Here is an 18,034-nt window from a genome sequence, read left to right as displayed (position 1 = left end):
GTCACCGTAGGGTGACCCGGGTCTCAGGTCAACGGACGGCGGACGCCTCCGGCGCGCCCGGGCGCTGCCCGACCAGGACGCGTGCCGCGGCCACCTCGACGACCAGGCGCGTCGCGACGGCCACCAGCACCGCCGCACCGACCAGGTGCGTCGCGACCAGGACGATCGGCAGGTCGGTGAAGTACTGGACGAAGCCGAGCGTCCCCTGGGCGAGCTCGGCGACGAGCAGGCCGACGGCGAGTCGTGCGACCGGCGTGCCGCGCAGCATGACGCAGCAGCCGATCGTCAGCGCGACGAGCACGTAGACCGCGGCGGCGTGCACGTGGCTCATGACCTGGGGGTCGAGCATGTTGCGCGGCGCCTCGTCGTCGCCGGCGTGGGGTCCGCTGCCGGTCACGACGGTGCCGAGGTAGACCACGCCCCACAGCACGGCGTAGGTCGCGACGACGAGCCCCCGGGCGCGCGGTGACACGGCCTCGGGTGCCGTGCCGCGCACGCGCACCACCAGCAGGACGGACGCCGCGACCAGCAGGAGCGACAGCAGCAGGTGCAGCGACACGATCCACGGGTTGAGGTCGGTCAGCACCGTGATGCCGCCGATGACACCCTGGAACGGCACGCCCAGCGCGATGAGCCCGGCCAGCCGGCGCAGGCGTCGCGACGTCCCCGACCAGCGCCACACGGCCACGAACGTGGCCACGACGACCGCGATCAGGACGTACGTCAGCATGCGGTTGCCGAACTCGATGACGCCGTGGACGCCGAGCTCGCGGTGCGGCGTGAACGACTCGTCGGTGCACTTGGGCCACGTGGGGCAGCCGAGCCCCGACCCGGTCAGGCGCACGAGGCCGCCCGTCAGGATGATGACGGTGTTGGCGACGACCGCGGCCCACGCCCATCGCTCGACGGACGTGGTGGTGGGCTCGCGCAGCCCGAGCCACGATCGTCCGGCGGTGGTGGTCATTCCCATTTGAACGTCCTCGACACGAGAAGGCTGGCGCACACCGTCCAGATCAGCAGGACGACGGTGGCGAAGGCAGAGGGGCCGTTGCCGGCGAAGGAGTCGCGCAGGCCCTGTCCGAGCGCGCCGGAGGGCAGCAGCTCGAGGACGTGCCGCGCGGCCTCGGGGTAGCGGCTCAGCGGGACGAGCAGACCCCCGCCGACGAGCAGCAGCACGTAGACGAGGTTGGCCACGGCGAGCGTCGCCTCGGCGCGCAGCGTGCCGGCGATCAGCAGCCCGAGCGAGCCGAAGGCCGCGGTGCCGAGCACGATCAGCGCGAGCATCTGCAGGACGGCCGTGAACCCACCGTGCGGCTGCCAGCCGAGCGCGAGCCCGACGCACGACAGCACCGTGAGCTGGACGACCTCGATCGCCACGACGGCGCCGATCTTGCCGAACATCAGCCCCCAGCGGGGCAACGGGGACGCGCCGAGGCGCTTGATGATGCCGTAGCGGCGCTCGAAGCCCGTCGCGATCGCCAGCGACGTGAACGACGTCGACAGCACGGCGAGCGCGAGGATGCCCGGGGTGATGATGTCGATCGTGCGGCCGGGGCCGAGGTCGACGACCGCGGTCGCCTGCGAGCCGAGGACCAGCAGGACGAGCGGGATCACCATCGTGATCAGCACCTGCTCGGCGTTGCGGGTCTGCAGTCGCAGCTCCATGGCGGTCTGCGCGCGCAGCATCGCGGCCCTGGGGGCGGCGCCGGGGCGCGGTGACAGGTCGAGACGCGTGGGGGCGGGGCTCACCGCAGGGCCTTTCCGGTGAGCTCGAGGAACCGGTCCTCGAGGGTCTGGCGCTCGACGAGCAGCGACTCCGTCAGCACGCCCTGCGAGGCGCACCACGTCGCGAGCGTCGCGAGCAGCTGCGGGTCGACGGCGCCGGCGACGACGTAGGCACCCGGCGTCACCTCGTCGACCTTGGTGTCGTGGGGGAGCGCCCGCATGAGGTCGACGACGTCGAGCCCGGGGCTGGCCGTGAACCGGACCGTGTTCTCCGATCCCGACGCCGCGAGCATCTGGGGCGTCCCCGAGGCGATGACGCGTCCGCCGTCGACGATGTGCACCTGGTCGGACAGCGCCTCGGCCTCGTCCATGAAGTGCGTCGTGAGCACGATCGTGACGCCGCTGGAGCGCAGCTCGGCGATCAGCTCCCACGTCGAGCGGCGTGCTGCGGGGTCGAGGCCCGCGGTGGGCTCGTCGAGGAACAGCAGCTCGGGACGTCCGACGATCGCCATCGCGAGGCTCAGGCGCTGCTGCTGACCGCCCGACAGCCGGCGGTACGGCGTCGTGCCGTACGAGCCCATGTCGAGGCGCTCGATCAGCAGGTCGACGTCGAGCGGGTGGGCGTGCAGCGACGCGATGTGCTGCAGCATCTCGCGCGAGCGGGCACCCGACCACGCGCCGCCCGACTGCAGCATGACGCCGACCCGCGGACGCAGCAGGTGCGCGTCGGCGACGGGGTCGAGGCCCAGCACGCGGACGGAGCCGGCGTGGGGAGAGCGGAATCCCTCGCACGTCTCGATCGTCGTGGTCTTGCCCGCGCCGTTGGGTCCGAGGATCGAGGTGACGGTGTGCGGGGCGACCGTCAGGGTCAGTCCGTCGACGGCGGTGACGTCGCCGTAGCGCATCGCGAGGTCGCGGACGTCGACCGCGGGCACCTCGCCGACGACGGGCGTTCCGGACGGCTCTGACACCCCCACAGTGTAGGTGTCGCCCGGGGATCGAGGGGTCGGGGATCGAGGGGCCGGGGCACCGGCCGGTTCAGGGACCTTCGACCCCGGACACCCGCGCGGTCGGCGGCTAGCGTGGCGAGATGACCCACGATCCCGCGGTTCTGCATCCGGAGCACTACACGGTCGTGTTCGAGAACGACCGGGTGCGGGTGCTGGAGTACCTCGACCACCCCGGGGAGGGGACGTCGCCGCACGACCACCCCGACAGCGTCATGTGCACGCTGACGTCGTTCGACCGGCGCCTCGCGGCGGGGGAGCACCAGGTCGACGTCCACCTCGACAGCGGGTCCGTCCGGTGGCTCGACGCCCAGCGGCACGCGGGACTCAACATCGGCACGACCGACACGCACGCACTGTTCGTCGAGCTCAAGGAGCCCGCTCCGGCCGGTCGGCCACGCGGGTCGTCGCTCGGCCCGGTCGATCTCGGAGCAGGCGACGGAACCGGTGCGCCGCACTAGGCTCGACGCATGGACCTGCCCGTCATGCCCCCGGTCAAGCCGATGCTCGCCAAGTCCGTCAAGGGCGTGCCGGCCGCCGACTCGGTCGACGGGGGACTGTCGTACGAGCCCAAGTGGGACGGCTTCCGGTGCATCGTCTTCCGCGACGGCGACGAGATCGTCCTGGCGAGCCGGTCGACCAAGGAGCTGACCCGCTACTTCCCCGACGTCGTCGAGGCGGTGCGGGCCCACACGCCCGAGCGGTGCGTGCTGGACGGCGAGATCTTCCTCGCGATCGACGGGCGGCTCGAGTTCGACGCGCTGTCGCAGCGCATCCACCCCGCCGCGTCGCGGGTCGCGATGCTGGCCGAGCAGACGCCCGCCTCCTTCGTCGCGTTCGACCTGCTCGCGATCGGTGACGAGTCGCTGATGGACGAGCCGTTCTCGGTGCGCAGGTCGCGTCTCGAAGCGGCCCTGTCGACGTCGTCGCCGCCGATCCACCTGACGCGGACGACGACGGACGCCGACGTCGCGCAGGAGTGGTTCGGCATCTTCGAGGGGGCGGGACTCGACGGCGTCGTGGCCAAGGCGCTCGGCAAGCCGTACGCGCCCAACGGGCGGCAGATGCTGAAGATCAAGCACGCCCGCACGGCCGACGTCGTGGTCGCGGGCTACCGTCTGCACAAGACGTCGACCGACGAGCGTCCGCTGCTCGGTTCGCTGCTGCTGGGCCTCTACACCCCGGACGGCGCCCTGCAGCACGTCGGCGTGGCGGCGTCGTTCACCGACACCAACCGCGCCAAGCTCGTCGAGCTGCTGCAGCCCCTGGTGGTCGACACCTCCGACCACCCGTGGGGCCAGTGGCAGGACGCGGACGCGCAGGCGTCGTCGCGGCTGCCCGGCGGCCAGAGCCGCTGGAGCGGCACGAAGGACCTCTCGTTCGTGACGCTCGACCCGACACTCGTGGCCGAGGTCGGCTACGAGCACATGGAGGGCGACCGCTTCCGGCACATGGCCCAGTTCAAGCGCTGGCGGCCCGACCGCGAGCCGGAGTCGTGCACGTACGAGCAGCTCGAGGAGGTCGTGTCGTACGACCTGGGCGACGTCCTGCTCTGAGCGGGGACGGGGTGCCGATCAGGTGCCCAGGCGCTTGAGCCGCTCGACGAAGGCGTCGTCGGGCAGCGCCGCGGTGCCGCGCGAGAGCTCGTCCTTGAGACCCGCCGACAGCTCGCCGGCGCTCTTGACCTCGGCGTGCAGGCGCTCCATCGTCGCGTCGAGCTCGGTCGCGGTGTCGGCGGCGTCCTTGAGTCCGTCGAGCAGGGCCTGAGGGACGTCCTCGCGGTACTTGTAGTGGATCTTGTGCTCGAGGCTCGCCCAGAAGTCCATCGCGATGGTGCGCATCTGCACCTCGACGAGCACCGGCACCTCACCGTCGCTGAGGTAGACCGGCACCTCGATCAGGGCGTGCAGGCTGCGGTAGCCGTTGGGCTTGGGGGTCGTGATGTAGTCGCGCACCTCGACGATGACGACGTCCGACTGGCTCGTGAGCATGTCGAAGACGTGGTAGACGTCCGACACGAAGCTGCACGTCACGCGGACGCCGGCGATGTCGGTGATCTTCGCCGCGATCGACTCGAACGTCGACTCGCACTCCTTGCGGCCCATCTTCTCGAGGATGCTGTCGGGGTTCTTGAGCCGCGACGACACGTTCTCGATGGGGTTGGTCTCGTGGAGGTGCTCGAACTCCTCGCGCAGGATCGACAGCTTCGTGACGATCTCCTCCATGCCGAACTTGTAGCGCATCATGAAGCGCGTGAAGTCCTGGCGCAGCTGTTGGACGTCGTCGTGCGAGAAGTCGCCGTCGGGTCGGTCGATGAGACGACCGAGATCGATGCTCGCGGGCTTGTGGTCCACGGGCCCACTGTAGACAGTCGGCCTGTGACGGGCCGCCGGACGACCTGTGGACCTCGCGCGACGTGCCGAGCGGACGTCCGCGTCGTACCGTCGCTGCATGCACACCACCGTGACGACCGACGACGCCCAGCTCGCCGAGAAGATGCAGGCGGCCGACGCGTCGTTGCGCAAGAGCTTCGCGGCCCTGCCGGTCGACGACGTGGCCCGCGAGGTCGAGCGGTCGCTGACCGAGCTCGGCGTCGACCTGCCCGAGGCGACGGTGCGCGAGTACGCGCAGCACGTGTCGGACCGCGCCGACTACGAGCTCGTCCTGCCCTGAACCGTGCGGCGTCCTCCGGACGTCGTCACGGACGAGCCGACGCAGGTACCGATGTGATGACGTCCGAACCGCGTCAGCCCTTCTTGGCTTTGCTGGGCTGGACGCGCTTGGGCTCGCCCGGCATCTTCGGGTACTCCGGCGGGTAGGGCATCTCGGTCGGGTCGGCGGCCCACAGCTCGAGCAGCGGCTCGAGCGAGTGGTGGACGTCGTCGATCTCGGCCCAGGCGTCGCCGTCGGCGGCGAGCCTCGCCGGGACAGTGTGCAGCGTGAAGTCGCAGGGATCGGTGACGCCACGCAGCTCGTCCCACGTGACGGGCATCGACACCGTCGCGCCGGGCGCGGGCCGCAGGCTGTAGGCCGACGCGATCGTGCGGTCGCGGCAGTTCTGGTTGAAGTCGACGAAGACGTTGTCGCCGCGCTCCTCCTTCCACCACTTCGTGGTGACCCCCTCGGTGCGCCCCTCGAGCGCGCGGGCGAACGCGATCGCGGCATGGCGGACGTCCGTGAACGTCCACCGCGGCTCGATGCGTGCGTACACGTGGACGCCCCGCTTGCCGCTGGTCTTGGCGAACGCGCGGACGCCGAGCTCGGCGAACAGCTCGCGCGCCACGTCGGCGACGCGGACGGCGTCGGCGAACGTCGCGGACCCGAAGGGGTCGAGGTCGATGCGCAGCTCGTCCGGACGGTCGTTGTCGGCGCGGCGGGTCGGCCAGGGGTGGAACGTGATGGCGCCCATGTGGGCGGCCCACGCCGCGACGGCGACCTCGGTCACGCACAGCTCGTCGGCGGGACGTCCGGACGGGAACAGCACGCGCGTGCTCTCGACGTACGACGGCGCGCCCCGCATCATGCGCTTCTGGTAGAACGCGTCGCCGTGGCTGTCGGCACGCGTCGACATCTCCATGCCCTCGCGGACGCCCTTGGGCCACCGCTCGAGCGCGACGGGACGATTGCGCAGGGCCCGCAGCAGGCCGTCCTCGACCGCGACGTAGTACTGGGCGACCATCAGCTTGGTGACCTCGGGCGAGAGCTCGGTCTCCTCGTAGATGACCCGGGTCGGGCTCGACACCCGCACGGTCCGACCGCCTGCCTCGATCTCGACCGCATCGCTCGCCATGGCACGACTCTAGGCCGTCCGTGGCACTGTGGGAGTGATCCGACATCGGCGGTCGCGCCCGGATGTCGGCCCCGCTCACACCAAGGAGTTTCCGTGAAGGTTCTCATCGTCCTCACCTCGCACGACCAGCTGGGAGACACCGGCGACAAGACCGGCTTCTGGCTGGAGGAGCTGGCCGCCCCCTACTACGAGTTCGTGCGTGCCGGCGCCGACGTCACGCTCGCGTCGCCGAAGGGCGGCCAGCCGCCGCTCGATCCCAAGAGCAACGAGCCCGACGCGCAGACCGACGACACGCGTCGCTTCGAGTCCGACGCCGAGGCCACCGCCGCGCTGTCGTCGACGGTGCGTCTCGACAGCGTCGACCCGACCGCGTTCGACGCCGTCTTCTACGCCGGCGGCCACGGACCGCTGTGGGACCTCGCGGAGGACCCCACCTCGAAGGCCCTCATCGAGGGTGCGCTCGCCGCCGACAAGCCCGTCGCGCTCGTGTGCCACGCGCCCGGCGTGCTGCGCCACGTCACGACGCCCTCGGGTGCGCCACTGGTCGAGGGCAAGGACGTCACCGGGTTCACCAACTCCGAGGAGGCCGGTGTCGGCCTCACCGACGTCGTCCCGTTCCTGGTCGAGGACATGCTGAAGGAGAAGGGTGGCCGCTACACGCAGGGCGACGACTGGGGCCCCCACGTCGTCCGCGACGGTCTGCTCGTCACGGGCCAGAACCCCGCCTCGTCGGCACCGGCCGCCGCGGCGCTGATCGAGCTGCTCGCGAGCACGTCGGAGTGATGCGCCGCCGGTGACGTCGAGTCACCGGTCACCGACGACAGGCCCCGGCTGTGGACAGCCGGGGCCTGTTGCGCGTCGTCGTTGGGAGGATGGTCGGCATGGGCAGTAGGAGCAGGCAGCAGCGCGACGCGCGCCGACGGGCCACGGCGCGGTCCACGCGGGTCACCCCGCGGCAGGAGAGCGGCGACGCCGTCGAAGGTGGTCTCGCGCCGTCGGACGTCATCGAGCTGATCGACCTGGCGGCCCGCTACGCCGTCGACGCCCCCGGCTCGATCGGCCCGCACGTGCAGCTGCTCAACGAGCTGGCCGCGACGGCGACGGCACCGGACGTCGACCCGGCGGCGCTCGTCGTCGACGAGGTCCTGGCGCGCGTCACGACGGCCTTCGAGCACGGCTGGCAGCCGCTCGACCTCGTCCACGCGACAGGTCGGCAGACGTCCAGGCAGGGCGCCGCGTGGCTCGCGCACGCGGTGCAGGTCGAGGCGGAGCGGTCGCAGGCCCTCACCAGGGCCCCGCAGGCGTGGGCCGACCAGCTGCGCACGCTCTCGCACCGACACCGTCACCGGGGTGGCGTCGAGGGGTTGCTGCCACCCGGCGGCGCGGTGACGGCCGACGCGTGGATCGCGGCGCTCGTGGTGCTCGACCTCCTGCACCGCCTGCCACGCATCGAGCAGCTGGTCACCCCGCCGTCGCGGTGGGGAACGCAGTCGCCGCAGCGACCGAGGAGCCCCCGGGCCGGATCGGCGCCGTCCGACGCCGATCGCGCCAAGACGCTGGTCAAGATCCGTGCCCTGCTGGCCAAGGCCGAGTCGACCGAGTTCGCGGCCGAGGCCGAGGCGTTCACGGCCAAGGCGCAAGACCTCATGACCCGTCACTCGATCGACGAGGCCCTGCTGGCCGACGGCACGGGGGAGTCGTTCGACGTCCGCGGCCGGCGCGTCCTGATCGACCAGCCCTACGCGCTCGAGAAGGCGACGCTGCTGCACGTCGTCGCCGAGGCCAACCGGGTGCGCGCGATCTGGAACAGCTTCGCGTCCTCCGTGACGCTCGTGGGCGTCCCGACCGACGTCGACCAGACCGACATGCTGTTCACGTCCACGCTGGTGCAGGCCACGCGCGCCATGACGCAGGCCCACCTCTCGTCGGCGCCCTTCCGCCGCGCGTTCCTCCACGCCTTCGCGGTGCGCATCGGCGAGCGGCTGACGGCGTCGACCGACGAGGCCGTCGCGAGCTACGGCTCGGCGCTCGTGCCGGTGCTCGAGCGGCAGGAGGCCGCGATCGCCGAGGAGTACGACCGCCTGTTCCCGCACGTCACGACGGGGTCCCGGCGCCAGCGTCAGCTCGACGCGCGCGGCTGGGACGCCGGCACCCGCGCCGCCGATGCCGCCGTCCTGCCCGCGGGGCGGCTCGACGCATGAGGCCCAGGGCGCGAGTCGCACCTCACTAAGGCAGGCCTTCGTTGAACGGCCGGAATCATTAACGGCACACTGGTGTTGTGAAATACGTGCAGACAGTGGACAAGGTGTCGTCGGTCGACGACTCGCCCACGCGCACACGCGTCTCGCAGACGATCCTCGAGAACGGTCCCTCCACCGCCGCCGACCTCGCCGACCAGCTGGGCCTGACCTCCGCCGCGGTGCGTCGCCACCTCGACCAGCTCGTCGCCGACGGCGTCGTCGAGTCGCGCGACCAGCGCGTCACCGGCCAGCGCGGCCGCGGGCGTCCTGCCAAGGTCTTCGCGATCACCGACGCGGGCCGCGACGGCTTCGAGCACGCCTACGACGAGCTCGCCGCCGGTGCCCTGCGCTACCTCGCCGCGACGGGCGGGGACGAGGCCGTGATGGCCTTCGCCCGCCACCGCCTGGTCGACCTCGAGGACCGCTACCGCCCCCTGCTCGCGCTGGCCGAGCCCGCCCAGCGTCCCCGCGTGCTGGCCGACGCGCTGAGCCGCGATGGCTTCGCCGCCTCCGTCAGCACGACGCCCGCCGGCGCGCAGATCTGCCAGCACCACTGCCCGGTCGCCCACGTGGCCGAGGAGTTCCCCCAGATGTGCGAGGCCGAGGCGGAGATGTTCTCCCGGCTACTCGGCTCGCACGTGCAGCGCCTCGCCACGATCGCGCACGGCGACGGCGTCTGCACGACCCACCTGCCCACCACCCCCACGACCCCCACCACCGCAGAGAGGTTGCCCTCATGACGACCACGTCAGAGACGAATGCACCCACCGCAGTCCCGAACGCCATCGAAGAGGCCAATCCCGGCCTCAAGGACGTCGGCCGCTACGAGTTCGGCTGGTCCGACGGCAACGACGCCGGCGCCAACGTCCAGCGTGGCCTGAGCGAGGAGGTTGTCCGCAACATCTCGGCGCTGAAGAGCGAGCCCGAGTGGATGCTCGACCTGCGCCTCAAGGGCCTCAAGCTGTTCGGTCGCAAGCCCATGCCCACCTGGGGCTCCGACCTCGGCGGCATCGACTTCGACAACATCAAGTACTTCGTGCGCTCGACCGAGAAGCAGGCGGCCACGTGGGACGACCTGCCCGAGGACATCAAGAACACGTACGACCGGCTCGGCATCCCCGAGGCCGAGAAGCAGCGCCTCGTCTCCGGTGTCGCCGCGCAGTACGAGTCCGAGGTCGTCTACCACTCGATCCGTGAGGACCTCGAGGCCCAGGGCGTCCTGTTCCTCGACACCGACACGGCGCTCAAGGAGCACCCCGAGCTGTTCAAGGAGTACTTCGCGACGATCATCCCGGTCGGCGACAACAAGTTCTCCGCCCTCAACTCGGCCGTCTGGTCGGGCGGCTCGTTCATCTACGTGCCCAAGGGCGTCCACGTCGACATCCCGCTGCAGGCCTACTTCCGCATCAACACCGAGAACATGGGCCAGTTCGAGCGGACGCTGATCATCGCCGACGAGGACTCCTACGTCCACTACGTCGAGGGCTGCACCGCGCCGATCTACTCCAGCGACTCGCTGCACTCGGCCGTCGTCGAGATCGTCGTCAAGAAGGGCGCCCGCGTCCGCTACACGACGATCCAGAACTGGTCGAACAACGTGTACAACCTCGTCACCAAGCGCGCCGTCTGCGAAGAGGGCGCCACGATGGAGTGGGTCGACGGCAACATCGGCTCCAAGGTCACGATGAAGTACCCCGCGGTCTACCTCATGGGCGAGCACGCCCGTGGCGAGACGCTCTCGATCGCCTTCGCGGGCGAGGGACAGCACCAGGACGCCGGCGCCAAGATGGTCCACGCGGCCCCCAACACGTCGAGCTCGATCCTGAGCAAGTCGGTCGCCCGTGGCGGTGGACGCACGTCGTACCGCGGCCTGCTGCAGGTGCTCGAGGGCGCCGAGGGCTCGGCCAGCACCGTCAAGTGCGACGCCCTGCTCGTCGACCAGATCAGCCGCTCCGACACGTACCCGTACGTCGACGTCCGCGAGGACGACGTGACCCTGGGCCACGAGGCGACCGTCTCCAAGCTCAGCGACGACCAGCTCTTCTACTTCATGTCCCGCGGCATGGAGGAGGACGAGGCCATGGCGATGATCGTCCGTGGGTTCGTCGAGCCGATCGCGCGCGAGCTGCCGATGGAGTACGCCCTCGAGCTCAACCGCCTGATCGAGCTCCAGATGGAAGGAGCGGTCGGTTGACCCTCGCCGAAGCCCTCGAGCTGTCCCCGGTCGAGTCACACCTCCACCCGGAGGGCTCGTTCGACCTCGCCGACCACCCCGTCCCCACCGGGCTCGAGGAGATCTGGCGGTTCACCCCGCTCAAGCGTCTCCGCGACCTGCACCAGGACGCGCCGCTCGGCGGTGACGACCACACGATCGAGGTCGTCGCCGCTCCCGGCGTGACCGCGGTGTCGGTGCCCGCCGCCGAGTCGGCGCGTGGCGCGTCGGGCTACGTGCCCGTCGACCGCGTGTCGGCTCGTGCCTGGGCCGCCGCGACCACGGTCCTCGAGGTCACGATCCCGGCCGAGGCCGTGATCGACGAGCCCACGACCATCCGCGTCCACGGCGGCGGCATCGACAACGCCGGGGCGGGCCACCTGCTGGTGCGCGCCGGCCAGTTCTCCAAGGCCGTCGTGGTCGTCGACTACGACGGCTCGGCGACGTGGGCCGAGAACATCGAGGTCGTCGTCGAGGACGGTGCCCAGCTGACGTTCGTCACGATCCAGGACTGGAACGACGACAGCGTCCACGTGGTCACCCAGCACGCCACGGTCGGACGTGACGCCGAGCTGCGCCACGTCGCGATCTCGCTGGGCGGCGACGTCGTCCGCGCCAGCACGTCGGCCGACTACCGCGGCACGGGAGGCAGCGTCGAGATGCTCGGCGTCTACTTCGCCGACGCGGGCCAGCACATCGAGCACCGCCTGTTCGCCGACCACACCGCGCCGCGCACCAAGAGCAACGTCGAGTACAAGGGTGCGCTGCAGGGCCAGGACGCCCACACCGTGTGGATCGGCAACGTGCTGATCCGCAAGGAGGCCGAGGGCATCCTGACGTACGAGAGCAACGACAACCTCGTGCTGACCGACGGCGCCAAGGCCGACTCGGTGCCGAACCTCGAGATCGAGACCGGCGACATCGAGGGTGCCGGTCACGCGTCCACGACCGGACGCTTCGACGACCAGCACCTGTTCTACCTGCAGAGCCGCGGCATCCCCGAGGAGGAGGCGCGCCGACTCGTCGTGCACGGCTTCTTCAACGACATCATCCGCCGCATCGGCGTGCCCGCCCTCCAGGAGCGCCTCGTCGCCTCCATCGAGGACGAGCTCGCCGAGCACGTGGGACGCATCGACGCATGAGCTTCGTAGCAGCGGCGCAGCTCGCCGACGTCCCGGACGGGGGAGTGCTGGCCGTCGAGCTCGACGGCCAGGAGATCGCCCTCGTCCGCGACGGCGACGACGTCTACGCCGTCCGCGACGAGTGCTCGCACGCGTCGATCCCGCTGTCCGAGGGCGACGTCGAGGGGTGCGAGATCGAGTGCTGGCTGCACGGATCGCGCTTCGACGTCCGCACCGGCAAGCCGCTGAACCTGCCGGCCACCGACCCCGTACCGACCTATTCCACCCAGATCGAGGGAGACGCCGTCATGGTCGATCTCTCCACCCCCAGGAGCTGAACATGGCAACACTCGAGATCAAGGACCTGCACGTCACGGTCACCACCGAGGAGGGCGAGAAGGAGATCCTCAAGGGGGTCGACCTGACCGTCAGGACCGGTGAGGTCCACGCCATCATGGGGCCCAACGGCTCCGGCAAGTCGACGCTGGCCTACTCCATCGCCGGCCACCCGAAGTACAACATCACCGGCGGCACCGTCACGCTCGACGGCGTCGACATCCTGTCGATGTCGGTCGACGAGCGCGCCCGCGCGGGCCTGTTCCTCGCGATGCAGTACCCCGTCGAGGTGCCGGGCGTCTCGGTCGCGAACTTCCTGCGCACCGCCAAGACCGCGATCGACGGCGAGGCCCCCAAGCTGCGCACGTGGGTCAAGGACGTCAACGCGGCGCTCGAGCGCGTCACGCTCGACAAGGACTTCGCCCAGCGCAGCGTCAACGAGGGCTTCTCCGGTGGTGAGAAGAAGCGCCACGAGATCGCTCAGCTCGAGCTGCTCAACCCCAAGTTCGCGGTGCTCGACGAGACCGACTCCGGCCTCGACATCGACGCGCTGCGGGTCGTCTCCGACGGCGTCAACCGCTACAGCGACCAGGGTGACCGCGGCGTCCTGCTGATCACGCACTACACGCGCATCCTGCGCTACATCAAGCCCGACTACGTGCACGTGTTCGTCGCGGGCCGCGTCGCCGACCAGGGCGGACCGGAGCTCGCCGACGAGCTCGAGGCCAACGGCTACGACAAGTACGTCAAGGCCGCCGCCGAGGCCTCGGCGTGACCGTCGTCGAGGGGACCACGACCGACACCGCGTCGTTCGACGTGGCGAGGATCAGGGCGGACTTCCCGATCCTCGGGCGCGTCCTGCCCGGTGACCTGCCGCTGGTCTACCTCGACAGCGCCAACACGTCGCAGAAGCCGCAGCAGGTCATCGACGCGATCTCCGACCACTACCGGCTGCACAACGCCAACGTGGCCCGCGCGATGCACCACCTCGGTGCCGAGGCGAGCGCGGCGTTCGAGCTCGGACGCGACAAGGTCGCGGCCTTCATCAACGCGCCCAGCCGTGACGAGGTCGTCTACACCAAGAACGCCTCCGAGGCGCTCAACCTGGTGGCCCGGGTGCTCGGCGACGCCGGTCGGGTGGGCGAGGGCGACGAGGTCGTCATCACCGAGATGGAGCACCACTCCAACATCGTGCCGTGGCAGCAGCTGACGCAGCGCACGGGCGCGACGCTCCGCTGGTTCGGCGTCACCGACGAGGGTCGGCTCGACCTCAACGAGATCGACTCGCTGATCACCGAGCGCACCAAGGTCGTCTCGCTGACGTGGGTGTCGAACATGCTCGGCACGATCAACCCCGTCGACACCGTGATCGCCAAGGCGCGCAGCGTCGGGGCGCTCGTCGTGATCGACGCGTCGCAGGCCGTCCCGCAGATGCCCGTCGACGTCGCCGCCCTGGGAGCCGACTTCGTCGCCTTCACGGGCCACAAGCTCGTCGGGCCGACCGGCATCGGCGTCCTGTGGGGCCGGTACGACCTGCTCGCCGAGCTGCCGCCGTTCCTCGGCGGTGGCGAGATGATCGAGACCGTCACGATGCAGGGCTCGACGTACGCGCCCCCGCCGGCGCGGTTCGAGGCCGGCACGCCGCCGATCGCGCAGTCCGTCGGGCTGGGCGCGGCGGTCGACTACCTCAGCGGCATCGGCATGGAGAACGTCGCCGCCCACGAGCAGGCCATCACGGCCTACGCGCTGGGCGCCCTGCAGGAGATCGACGGCCTGACGGTCGTCGGTCCGAAGGAGGCCGTCGACCGCGGGGGAGCCGTGAGCTTCACGCTCGAGGGCGTCCACCCGCACGACGTCTCGCAGCTGCTCGACTCGCGCGGCATCGCCGTGCGCGCCGGTCACCACTGCGCCAAGCCGGCCCACCTGCGCTTCGGCGTGCAGTCGACGACGCGCGCGTCGTTCTACCTGTACACGACCGAGCAGGAGATCGACGCGCTCGTCGAGGGCCTGCACCACACCCAGAAGTACTTCGCATGAACGACCACGGCCCGGGGAGGACGGCATGAACACCGCAGCCATGGACTCGCTGTACCAGGAGATCATCCTCGACCACTACAAGCACCCGCACGGTGCCGGACTGCGTGAGCCGTTCGAGGCCGAGGTGCACCACGTCAACCCGACGTGCGGCGACGAGATCACGCTGCGCGTCCACCTCGACGGCGAGACCGTCGGCGACGTGTCGTACGACGCGCAGGGCTGCTCGATCAGCCAGGCGTCCGTGTCGGTGCTGAACGACCTGGTCGTCGGCAAGTCCGTCACCGAGGGCATGACGGTCCTCGACAGCTTCACCGAGCTCATGCAGGGCAAGGGCCAGGTCGAGCCCGACGAGGACGTCCTCGAGGACGGCATCGCCTTCGCCGGCGTCGCCCAGTTCCCCGCCCGCATCAAGTGCGCGCTGCTGGGCTGGATGGCCTGGAAGGACGCCGTCTCGCAGGCGCTCGTCACCTCCGCAGCACCTGACAACACCGCCACCTCAACCACGGGAGACCCCGCATGACCACCGATCACAGCGACCTGCCCGAGGTCAGCACGGCCCCGGCCGGCGCGACCACCAAGGAAGACGTCATCGAGGCGATGAAGGACGTCGTCGACCCCGAGCTCGGCATCAACGTCGTCGACCTCGGTCTCGTCTACGGCGCCGACGTCGACGAGCACAGCAACACCGTCCTGTCGATGACGCTGACGTCCGCGGCGTGCCCGCTGACCGACGTCATCGAGGACCAGACACGTGCGGCGCTCGACGGCATCGTCAACGACTTCCGCATCGAGTGGGTCTGGATGCCGCCGTGGGGCCCCGACAAGATCACCGACGACGGCCGCGAGATGCTGCGCGCCCTCGGCTTCAACATCGGCTGACCCCACAACGCTGAGGAGGGGGTCACGGCCCTTCGGCGAGAGACCTGTCGCCCCTTCACGGGGCGGCAGCGGCCTCGCGGAGGGCGGTGACCCCCTCGTCGGCGTCGCGGCTGTGGGATCGTCGTCGCATGAGTGCTGAGGTCGAGGTCCGCAGCACCGGGTCGCGGCGCGCGCTGGACGCGACGAGTGTCGTGCTGTGCGTCCTGGTCGACGCCGCCGTGGCCTTCGCGGTCTTCGAGTCGCCGTTCGGGACGATCTTCATCCTGGACGACGACCCGCCTGACGGTCACGTGCTGGCTCCCCTCCTCGCAGGCATGGTGATCGGTGCGCTGCAGCGGATCGCCGTCGGCACGCCCGCGACGGTCGTCGCCGCGATCGTTGCGGCATTGGGGGGAGTCGCGACTCTCTTCTTCGTGTTCCCGGCGGGTGTCGTGGCGATCGGGTGCGTGCTGGGTGCCGTCGCCGCGGCGGGGGTGCGGCGACGCACGCGCCGACGGTCGGTGCTCGCCGCGATCGTGCTGGTGGTCATCGGGACGATCGCCGCCGGCTACGGGCTGACCCGCCCGGAACCGGCCGACATGCCCCTGCTCGACGTCACCGCGGTGCCTGGCGCGCCGTCGCTCGTCGTCGATCCGCAGCGGCGCGCGTACGGACAGCAGCTGAGCGGCGTGCTCATCGATGTCGACGGATGCCTCGGGCTGGCGGTCAACAGCGTGGAGGGACGACGGTTCGTCGTCGCCTGGGAGCGGGGCACGTCCGTCTCCACGAGGCCCTTCGTCCTCGACCTCGCCGGCCGTTCGTACCGCCTGGGTGATCGTGTGACGCTGCCGGGAGCCGCCTACATCACCCTGTCGAAGGACCTCGCCGGCTACGCCCCCGACCTGCCGAGATCCTGCCGGGGGACGGACCTGGTCCTCGCGGGCTGACGTGCCTGTGATCAACGGCACCCGTCCTCTCGTCGCGGGGCGGCAACCCCCTCGTCGGCGGGGCCGTATGGTGGAGGGGTGAGCTTTTACCAGCGGGAATGACGTCGAGCCCCTCGCGGCTCCGTCGACCCCTCTCACACCCCCATATCGAAGGTCTTCCATGCTCACCGTCTCCAATGTGGAGCTGCGCTTCGGCGCGCGCGTCCTGATGTCCGATGTCTCGTTCCGTGTCGACAAGGGCGACAAGGTCGGTCTGGTCGGACGCAACGGCGCCGGCAAGACGACCCTGACGCGCATGCTGTCCGGTGACGGCCAGCCCGCCCAGGGCTCGATCACGTCGACCGGCAAGATCGGCTACCTGCCGCAGGACCCGAAGTCCGGCGACCTCGCCACGACCGCCCGCGACCGCATCCTGGGCGCCCGTGGCCTCGACGAGGCGCTCACTGCGATGCGCAAGGCCGAGCTCGACATGGGCTCGCCCGACCCCGAGATCGCCGAGAAGGCCATGAAGGCCTACACGCGCGCCGACACGGCGTTCAACGCCGGCGGCGGGTACGCCGCGGAGTCCGAGGCCGCGACGATCTCGCACGCCCTCGGGCTGCCCGACCGCGTGCTCGAGCAGCCGTTGTCGACCCTGTCGGGCGGACAGCGACGCCGCATCGAGCTCGCGCGCATCCTGTTCTCGGACGCCGACACCCTCCTGCTCGACGAGCCGACCAACCACCTCGACGCCGACTCGGTGACGTGGCTGCGCGGCTTCCTGAAGTCGTTCAGCGGCGGCATCGTGATCATCAGCCACGACGTCGACCTGATCGAGGAGACCGTCAACAAGGTCCTGTACCTCGACGCCAACCGCGGCACGATCGACATCTACAACATGGGCTGGGCGTCGTACGTCAAGCAGCGCGAGGCCGACGAGGCCCGCCGCAAGCGCGAGCGCGCCCTGGCCGTCAAGAAGGCCGACGCGCTGACGTCGCAGGCCAACAAGTTCCGCGCGAAGGCGTCGAAGGCGTCGACCGCCCAGCAGATGCTGCGGCGTGCCGAGCAGCTCGTCTCGGGCCTCGAGGGCGAGCGGGTGCAGGACAAGGTCGCGAACATCAAGTTCCCCAAGCCCGCGCCTTGCGGCAAGACGCCGCTGATGGCCGAGGGCCTCTCGAAGTCGTACGGCTCCCTCGAGATCTTCCTCGACGTCGACCTCGCGATCGACAAGGGCAGCCGCGTCGTGATCCTGGGCCTCAACGGCGCCGGCAAGACGACCCTGCTGCGCATGCTGGCCGGGACGCTGCGGCAGGACAGCGGCGAGGTCATCCCGGGCCACGGTCTGAAGATCGGCTACTTCGCCCAGGAGCACGAGACGCTCGACACCTCGCGCACCGTGCTCGAGAACATGCAGGCCCAGGCTCCGCAGCTGACCGACACCGAGGCGCGCAGCGTGCTCGGCTCGTTCCTGTTCAGCGGGGACGACACCTCGAAGCCGGCCGGGGTGCTCTCGGGCGGCGAGAAGACGCGTCTGGCCCTCGCGAGCCTCATCGTGTCGAGCGCCAACGTGCTGCTGCTCGACGAGCCCACCAACAACCTCGACCCGGCCTCACGCGAAGAGGTGCTGCGCGCGATCCGCAACTACGAGGGTGCGATCGTGCTGGTCTCGCACGACGAGGGCGCCGTGCGTGCGCTCGAGCCCGACCGAGTCCTGCTGCTGCCCGACGGCGACGAGGACCTGTGGTCGGAGGACTACCTCGACCTCGTGACCCTGGCCTGAGG

The 18,034-nt window shown here is 70.5% G+C and carries 20 protein-coding genes; 15 read left to right on the top strand and 5 right to left on the bottom strand.

Annotation, left to right across the window (positions count from 1 at the left end):
* Positions 1-28: 28 nt before the first annotated feature.
* From ASD10_RS12745 to ASD10_RS12735, 3 genes are read right to left on the bottom strand one after another with little or no spacing between them, the layout of a single operon-like run.
* Positions 29-970: a heme A synthase gene (locus ASD10_RS12745; RefSeq protein WP_200938267.1), complete on the bottom strand. Its 942-nt coding sequence runs from the start codon at positions 968-970 to the stop codon at positions 29-31.
* On the bottom strand, positions 961-1,749 hold the full coding sequence (locus ASD10_RS12740; RefSeq protein WP_056608979.1) for an ABC transporter permease: 789 nt from the start codon (positions 1,747-1,749) through the stop codon (positions 961-963). The genes ASD10_RS12745 and ASD10_RS12740 overlap by 10 nt, the downstream gene beginning before the upstream one ends.
* Positions 1,746-2,696 carry an ABC transporter ATP-binding protein gene (locus tag ASD10_RS12735; RefSeq protein ID WP_235501864.1) on the bottom strand — a complete coding sequence of 317 codons (951 nt, stop codon included), beginning with the start codon at positions 2,694-2,696 and terminating at the stop codon, positions 1,746-1,748. Before ASD10_RS12735 ends, ASD10_RS12740 begins: the two co-directional genes overlap by 4 nt.
* Positions 2,697-2,815: 119 nt before the next feature.
* Between ASD10_RS12735 and ASD10_RS12730 the strand changes: the two genes are divergently transcribed.
* Both ASD10_RS12730 and ASD10_RS12725 read left to right on the top strand, forming a co-directional pair.
* A complete protein-coding gene (locus ASD10_RS12730) occupies positions 2,816-3,193 on the top strand; it encodes a hypothetical protein (protein WP_056608977.1) in 378 nt (125 codons plus the stop codon).
* Between the two features lie 9 nt (positions 3,194-3,202).
* Positions 3,203-4,288 (top strand): ATP-dependent DNA ligase, encoded by a 1,086-nt coding sequence (locus ASD10_RS12725; protein ID WP_056608975.1) that lies wholly within the window; start codon positions 3,203-3,205, stop codon positions 4,286-4,288.
* 18 nt (positions 4,289-4,306) lie between these two features.
* Here ASD10_RS12725 and ASD10_RS12720 read toward each other — a convergent pair whose 3' ends face one another.
* The gene (locus ASD10_RS12720; protein WP_235501862.1) at positions 4,307-5,086 is read right to left on the bottom strand and encodes a GTP pyrophosphokinase family protein; all 780 of its coding nucleotides are present in this window, start codon (positions 5,084-5,086) and stop codon (positions 4,307-4,309) included.
* 97 nt (positions 5,087-5,183) lie between these two features.
* On the opposite strand from ASD10_RS12720, the gene ASD10_RS12715 reads away from it, so the two are divergent.
* Entirely contained in the window at positions 5,184-5,405 is a 222-nt protein-coding gene (locus ASD10_RS12715; RefSeq protein WP_157432584.1) for a hypothetical protein, read from the top strand.
* Positions 5,406-5,478: 73 nt separating this feature from the next.
* Here ASD10_RS12715 and ASD10_RS12710 read toward each other — a convergent pair whose 3' ends face one another.
* Positions 5,479-6,522, bottom strand: coding sequence for a DNA polymerase domain-containing protein (locus tag ASD10_RS12710; RefSeq protein WP_056608971.1), 1,044 nt, complete (start codon positions 6,520-6,522; stop codon positions 5,479-5,481).
* A 93-nt stretch (positions 6,523-6,615) separates the two neighbouring features.
* Between ASD10_RS12710 and ASD10_RS12705 the strand changes: the two genes are divergently transcribed.
* From ASD10_RS12705 to ASD10_RS12650, 12 genes are all read left to right on the top strand, one after another.
* Positions 6,616-7,305, top strand: a complete 690-nt coding sequence (locus tag ASD10_RS12705; protein ID WP_056608968.1) for a type 1 glutamine amidotransferase domain-containing protein — start codon at positions 6,616-6,618, stop codon at positions 7,303-7,305.
* Positions 7,306-7,403: 98 nt separating this feature from the next.
* Positions 7,404-8,723: a DUF2786 domain-containing protein gene (locus ASD10_RS12700; RefSeq protein ID WP_162248855.1), complete on the top strand. Its 1,320-nt coding sequence runs from the start codon at positions 7,404-7,406 to the stop codon at positions 8,721-8,723.
* 77 nt (positions 8,724-8,800) lie between these two features.
* Entirely contained in the window at positions 8,801-9,502 is a 702-nt protein-coding gene (locus tag ASD10_RS12695; protein ID WP_056608964.1) for a metalloregulator ArsR/SmtB family transcription factor, read from the top strand.
* Positions 9,499-10,956 carry a Fe-S cluster assembly protein SufB gene (gene sufB / locus ASD10_RS12690; RefSeq protein ID WP_056608962.1) on the top strand — a complete coding sequence of 486 codons (1,458 nt, stop codon included), beginning with the start codon at positions 9,499-9,501 and terminating at the stop codon, positions 10,954-10,956. The genes ASD10_RS12695 and sufB overlap by 4 nt, the downstream gene beginning before the upstream one ends.
* The gene (gene sufD / locus ASD10_RS12685; protein ID WP_056608960.1) at positions 10,953-12,116 is read left to right on the top strand and encodes a Fe-S cluster assembly protein SufD; all 1,164 of its coding nucleotides are present in this window, start codon (positions 10,953-10,955) and stop codon (positions 12,114-12,116) included. The genes sufB and sufD overlap by 4 nt, the downstream gene beginning before the upstream one ends.
* Positions 12,113-12,433, top strand: a complete 321-nt coding sequence (locus ASD10_RS12680; RefSeq protein WP_056608958.1) for a non-heme iron oxygenase ferredoxin subunit — start codon at positions 12,113-12,115, stop codon at positions 12,431-12,433. Before sufD ends, ASD10_RS12680 begins: the two co-directional genes overlap by 4 nt.
* Positions 12,434-12,435: 2 nt before the next feature.
* A complete protein-coding gene (sufC, locus tag ASD10_RS12675; RefSeq protein ID WP_056608957.1) occupies positions 12,436-13,206 on the top strand; it encodes a Fe-S cluster assembly ATPase SufC in 771 nt (256 codons plus the stop codon).
* Positions 13,203-14,468, top strand: a complete 1,266-nt coding sequence (locus ASD10_RS12670; protein WP_056608955.1) for a cysteine desulfurase — start codon at positions 13,203-13,205, stop codon at positions 14,466-14,468. The genes sufC and ASD10_RS12670 overlap by 4 nt, the downstream gene beginning before the upstream one ends.
* 25 nt (positions 14,469-14,493) lie before the next feature.
* Entirely contained in the window at positions 14,494-14,988 is a 495-nt protein-coding gene (sufU, locus tag ASD10_RS12665) for a Fe-S cluster assembly sulfur transfer protein SufU (RefSeq protein ID WP_056608953.1), read from the top strand.
* Positions 14,985-15,347, top strand: coding sequence for a metal-sulfur cluster assembly factor (locus ASD10_RS12660; RefSeq protein ID WP_056608951.1), 363 nt, complete (start codon positions 14,985-14,987; stop codon positions 15,345-15,347). The genes sufU and ASD10_RS12660 overlap by 4 nt, the downstream gene beginning before the upstream one ends.
* Positions 15,348-15,475: 128 nt before the next feature.
* Positions 15,476-16,273, top strand: coding sequence for a hypothetical protein (locus ASD10_RS12655; RefSeq protein WP_056608949.1), 798 nt, complete (start codon positions 15,476-15,478; stop codon positions 16,271-16,273).
* 160 nt (positions 16,274-16,433) lie between these two features.
* Complete coding sequence (locus ASD10_RS12650; protein ID WP_056608947.1) at positions 16,434-18,032, top strand: ABC-F family ATP-binding cassette domain-containing protein; 1,599 nt, start codon at positions 16,434-16,436, stop codon at positions 18,030-18,032.
* Positions 18,033-18,034: the final 2 nt, after the last annotated feature.

Origin of the sequence: Aeromicrobium sp. Root472D3 (assembly GCF_001426485.1) — a bacterium.
GTDB lineage: Bacteria > Actinomycetota > Actinomycetes > Propionibacteriales > Nocardioidaceae > Aeromicrobium.
This window is presented reverse-complemented; position numbering and strand designations above follow the sequence as displayed.

What these genes read in the sequence shown, in the direction of transcription:
- sufC (WP_056608957.1), top strand. Translation starts at nt 12,436, where the DNA reads ATGGCAACACTCGAGATCAAGGACCTGCACGTCACGGTCACCACCGAG.
- sufU (WP_056608953.1), top strand. Translation starts at nt 14,494, where the DNA reads ATGAACACCGCAGCCATGGACTCGCTGTACCAGGAGATCATCCTCGAC.
- ASD10_RS12730 (WP_056608977.1), top strand. Translation starts at nt 2,816, where the DNA reads ATGACCCACGATCCCGCGGTTCTGCATCCGGAGCACTACACGGTCGTG.
- sufB (WP_056608962.1), top strand. Translation starts at nt 9,499, where the DNA reads ATGACGACCACGTCAGAGACGAATGCACCCACCGCAGTCCCGAACGCC.
- ASD10_RS12660 (WP_056608951.1), top strand. Translation starts at nt 14,985, where the DNA reads ATGACCACCGATCACAGCGACCTGCCCGAGGTCAGCACGGCCCCGGCC.
- ASD10_RS12725 (WP_056608975.1), top strand. Translation starts at nt 3,203, where the DNA reads ATGGACCTGCCCGTCATGCCCCCGGTCAAGCCGATGCTCGCCAAGTCC.
- ASD10_RS12710 (WP_056608971.1), bottom strand. Translation starts at nt 6,522, where the DNA reads ATGGCGAGCGATGCGGTCGAGATCGAGGCAGGCGGTCGGACCGTGCGG.
- ASD10_RS12745 (WP_200938267.1), bottom strand. Translation starts at nt 970, where the DNA reads ATGGGAATGACCACCACCGCCGGACGATCGTGGCTCGGGCTGCGCGAG.
- ASD10_RS12680 (WP_056608958.1), top strand. Translation starts at nt 12,113, where the DNA reads ATGAGCTTCGTAGCAGCGGCGCAGCTCGCCGACGTCCCGGACGGGGGA.
- ASD10_RS12650 (WP_056608947.1), top strand. Translation starts at nt 16,434, where the DNA reads ATGCTCACCGTCTCCAATGTGGAGCTGCGCTTCGGCGCGCGCGTCCTG.
- ASD10_RS12655 (WP_056608949.1), top strand. Translation starts at nt 15,476, where the DNA reads ATGAGTGCTGAGGTCGAGGTCCGCAGCACCGGGTCGCGGCGCGCGCTG.
- ASD10_RS12700 (WP_162248855.1), top strand. Translation starts at nt 7,404, where the DNA reads ATGGGCAGTAGGAGCAGGCAGCAGCGCGACGCGCGCCGACGGGCCACG.
- ASD10_RS12715 (WP_157432584.1), top strand. Translation starts at nt 5,184, where the DNA reads ATGCACACCACCGTGACGACCGACGACGCCCAGCTCGCCGAGAAGATG.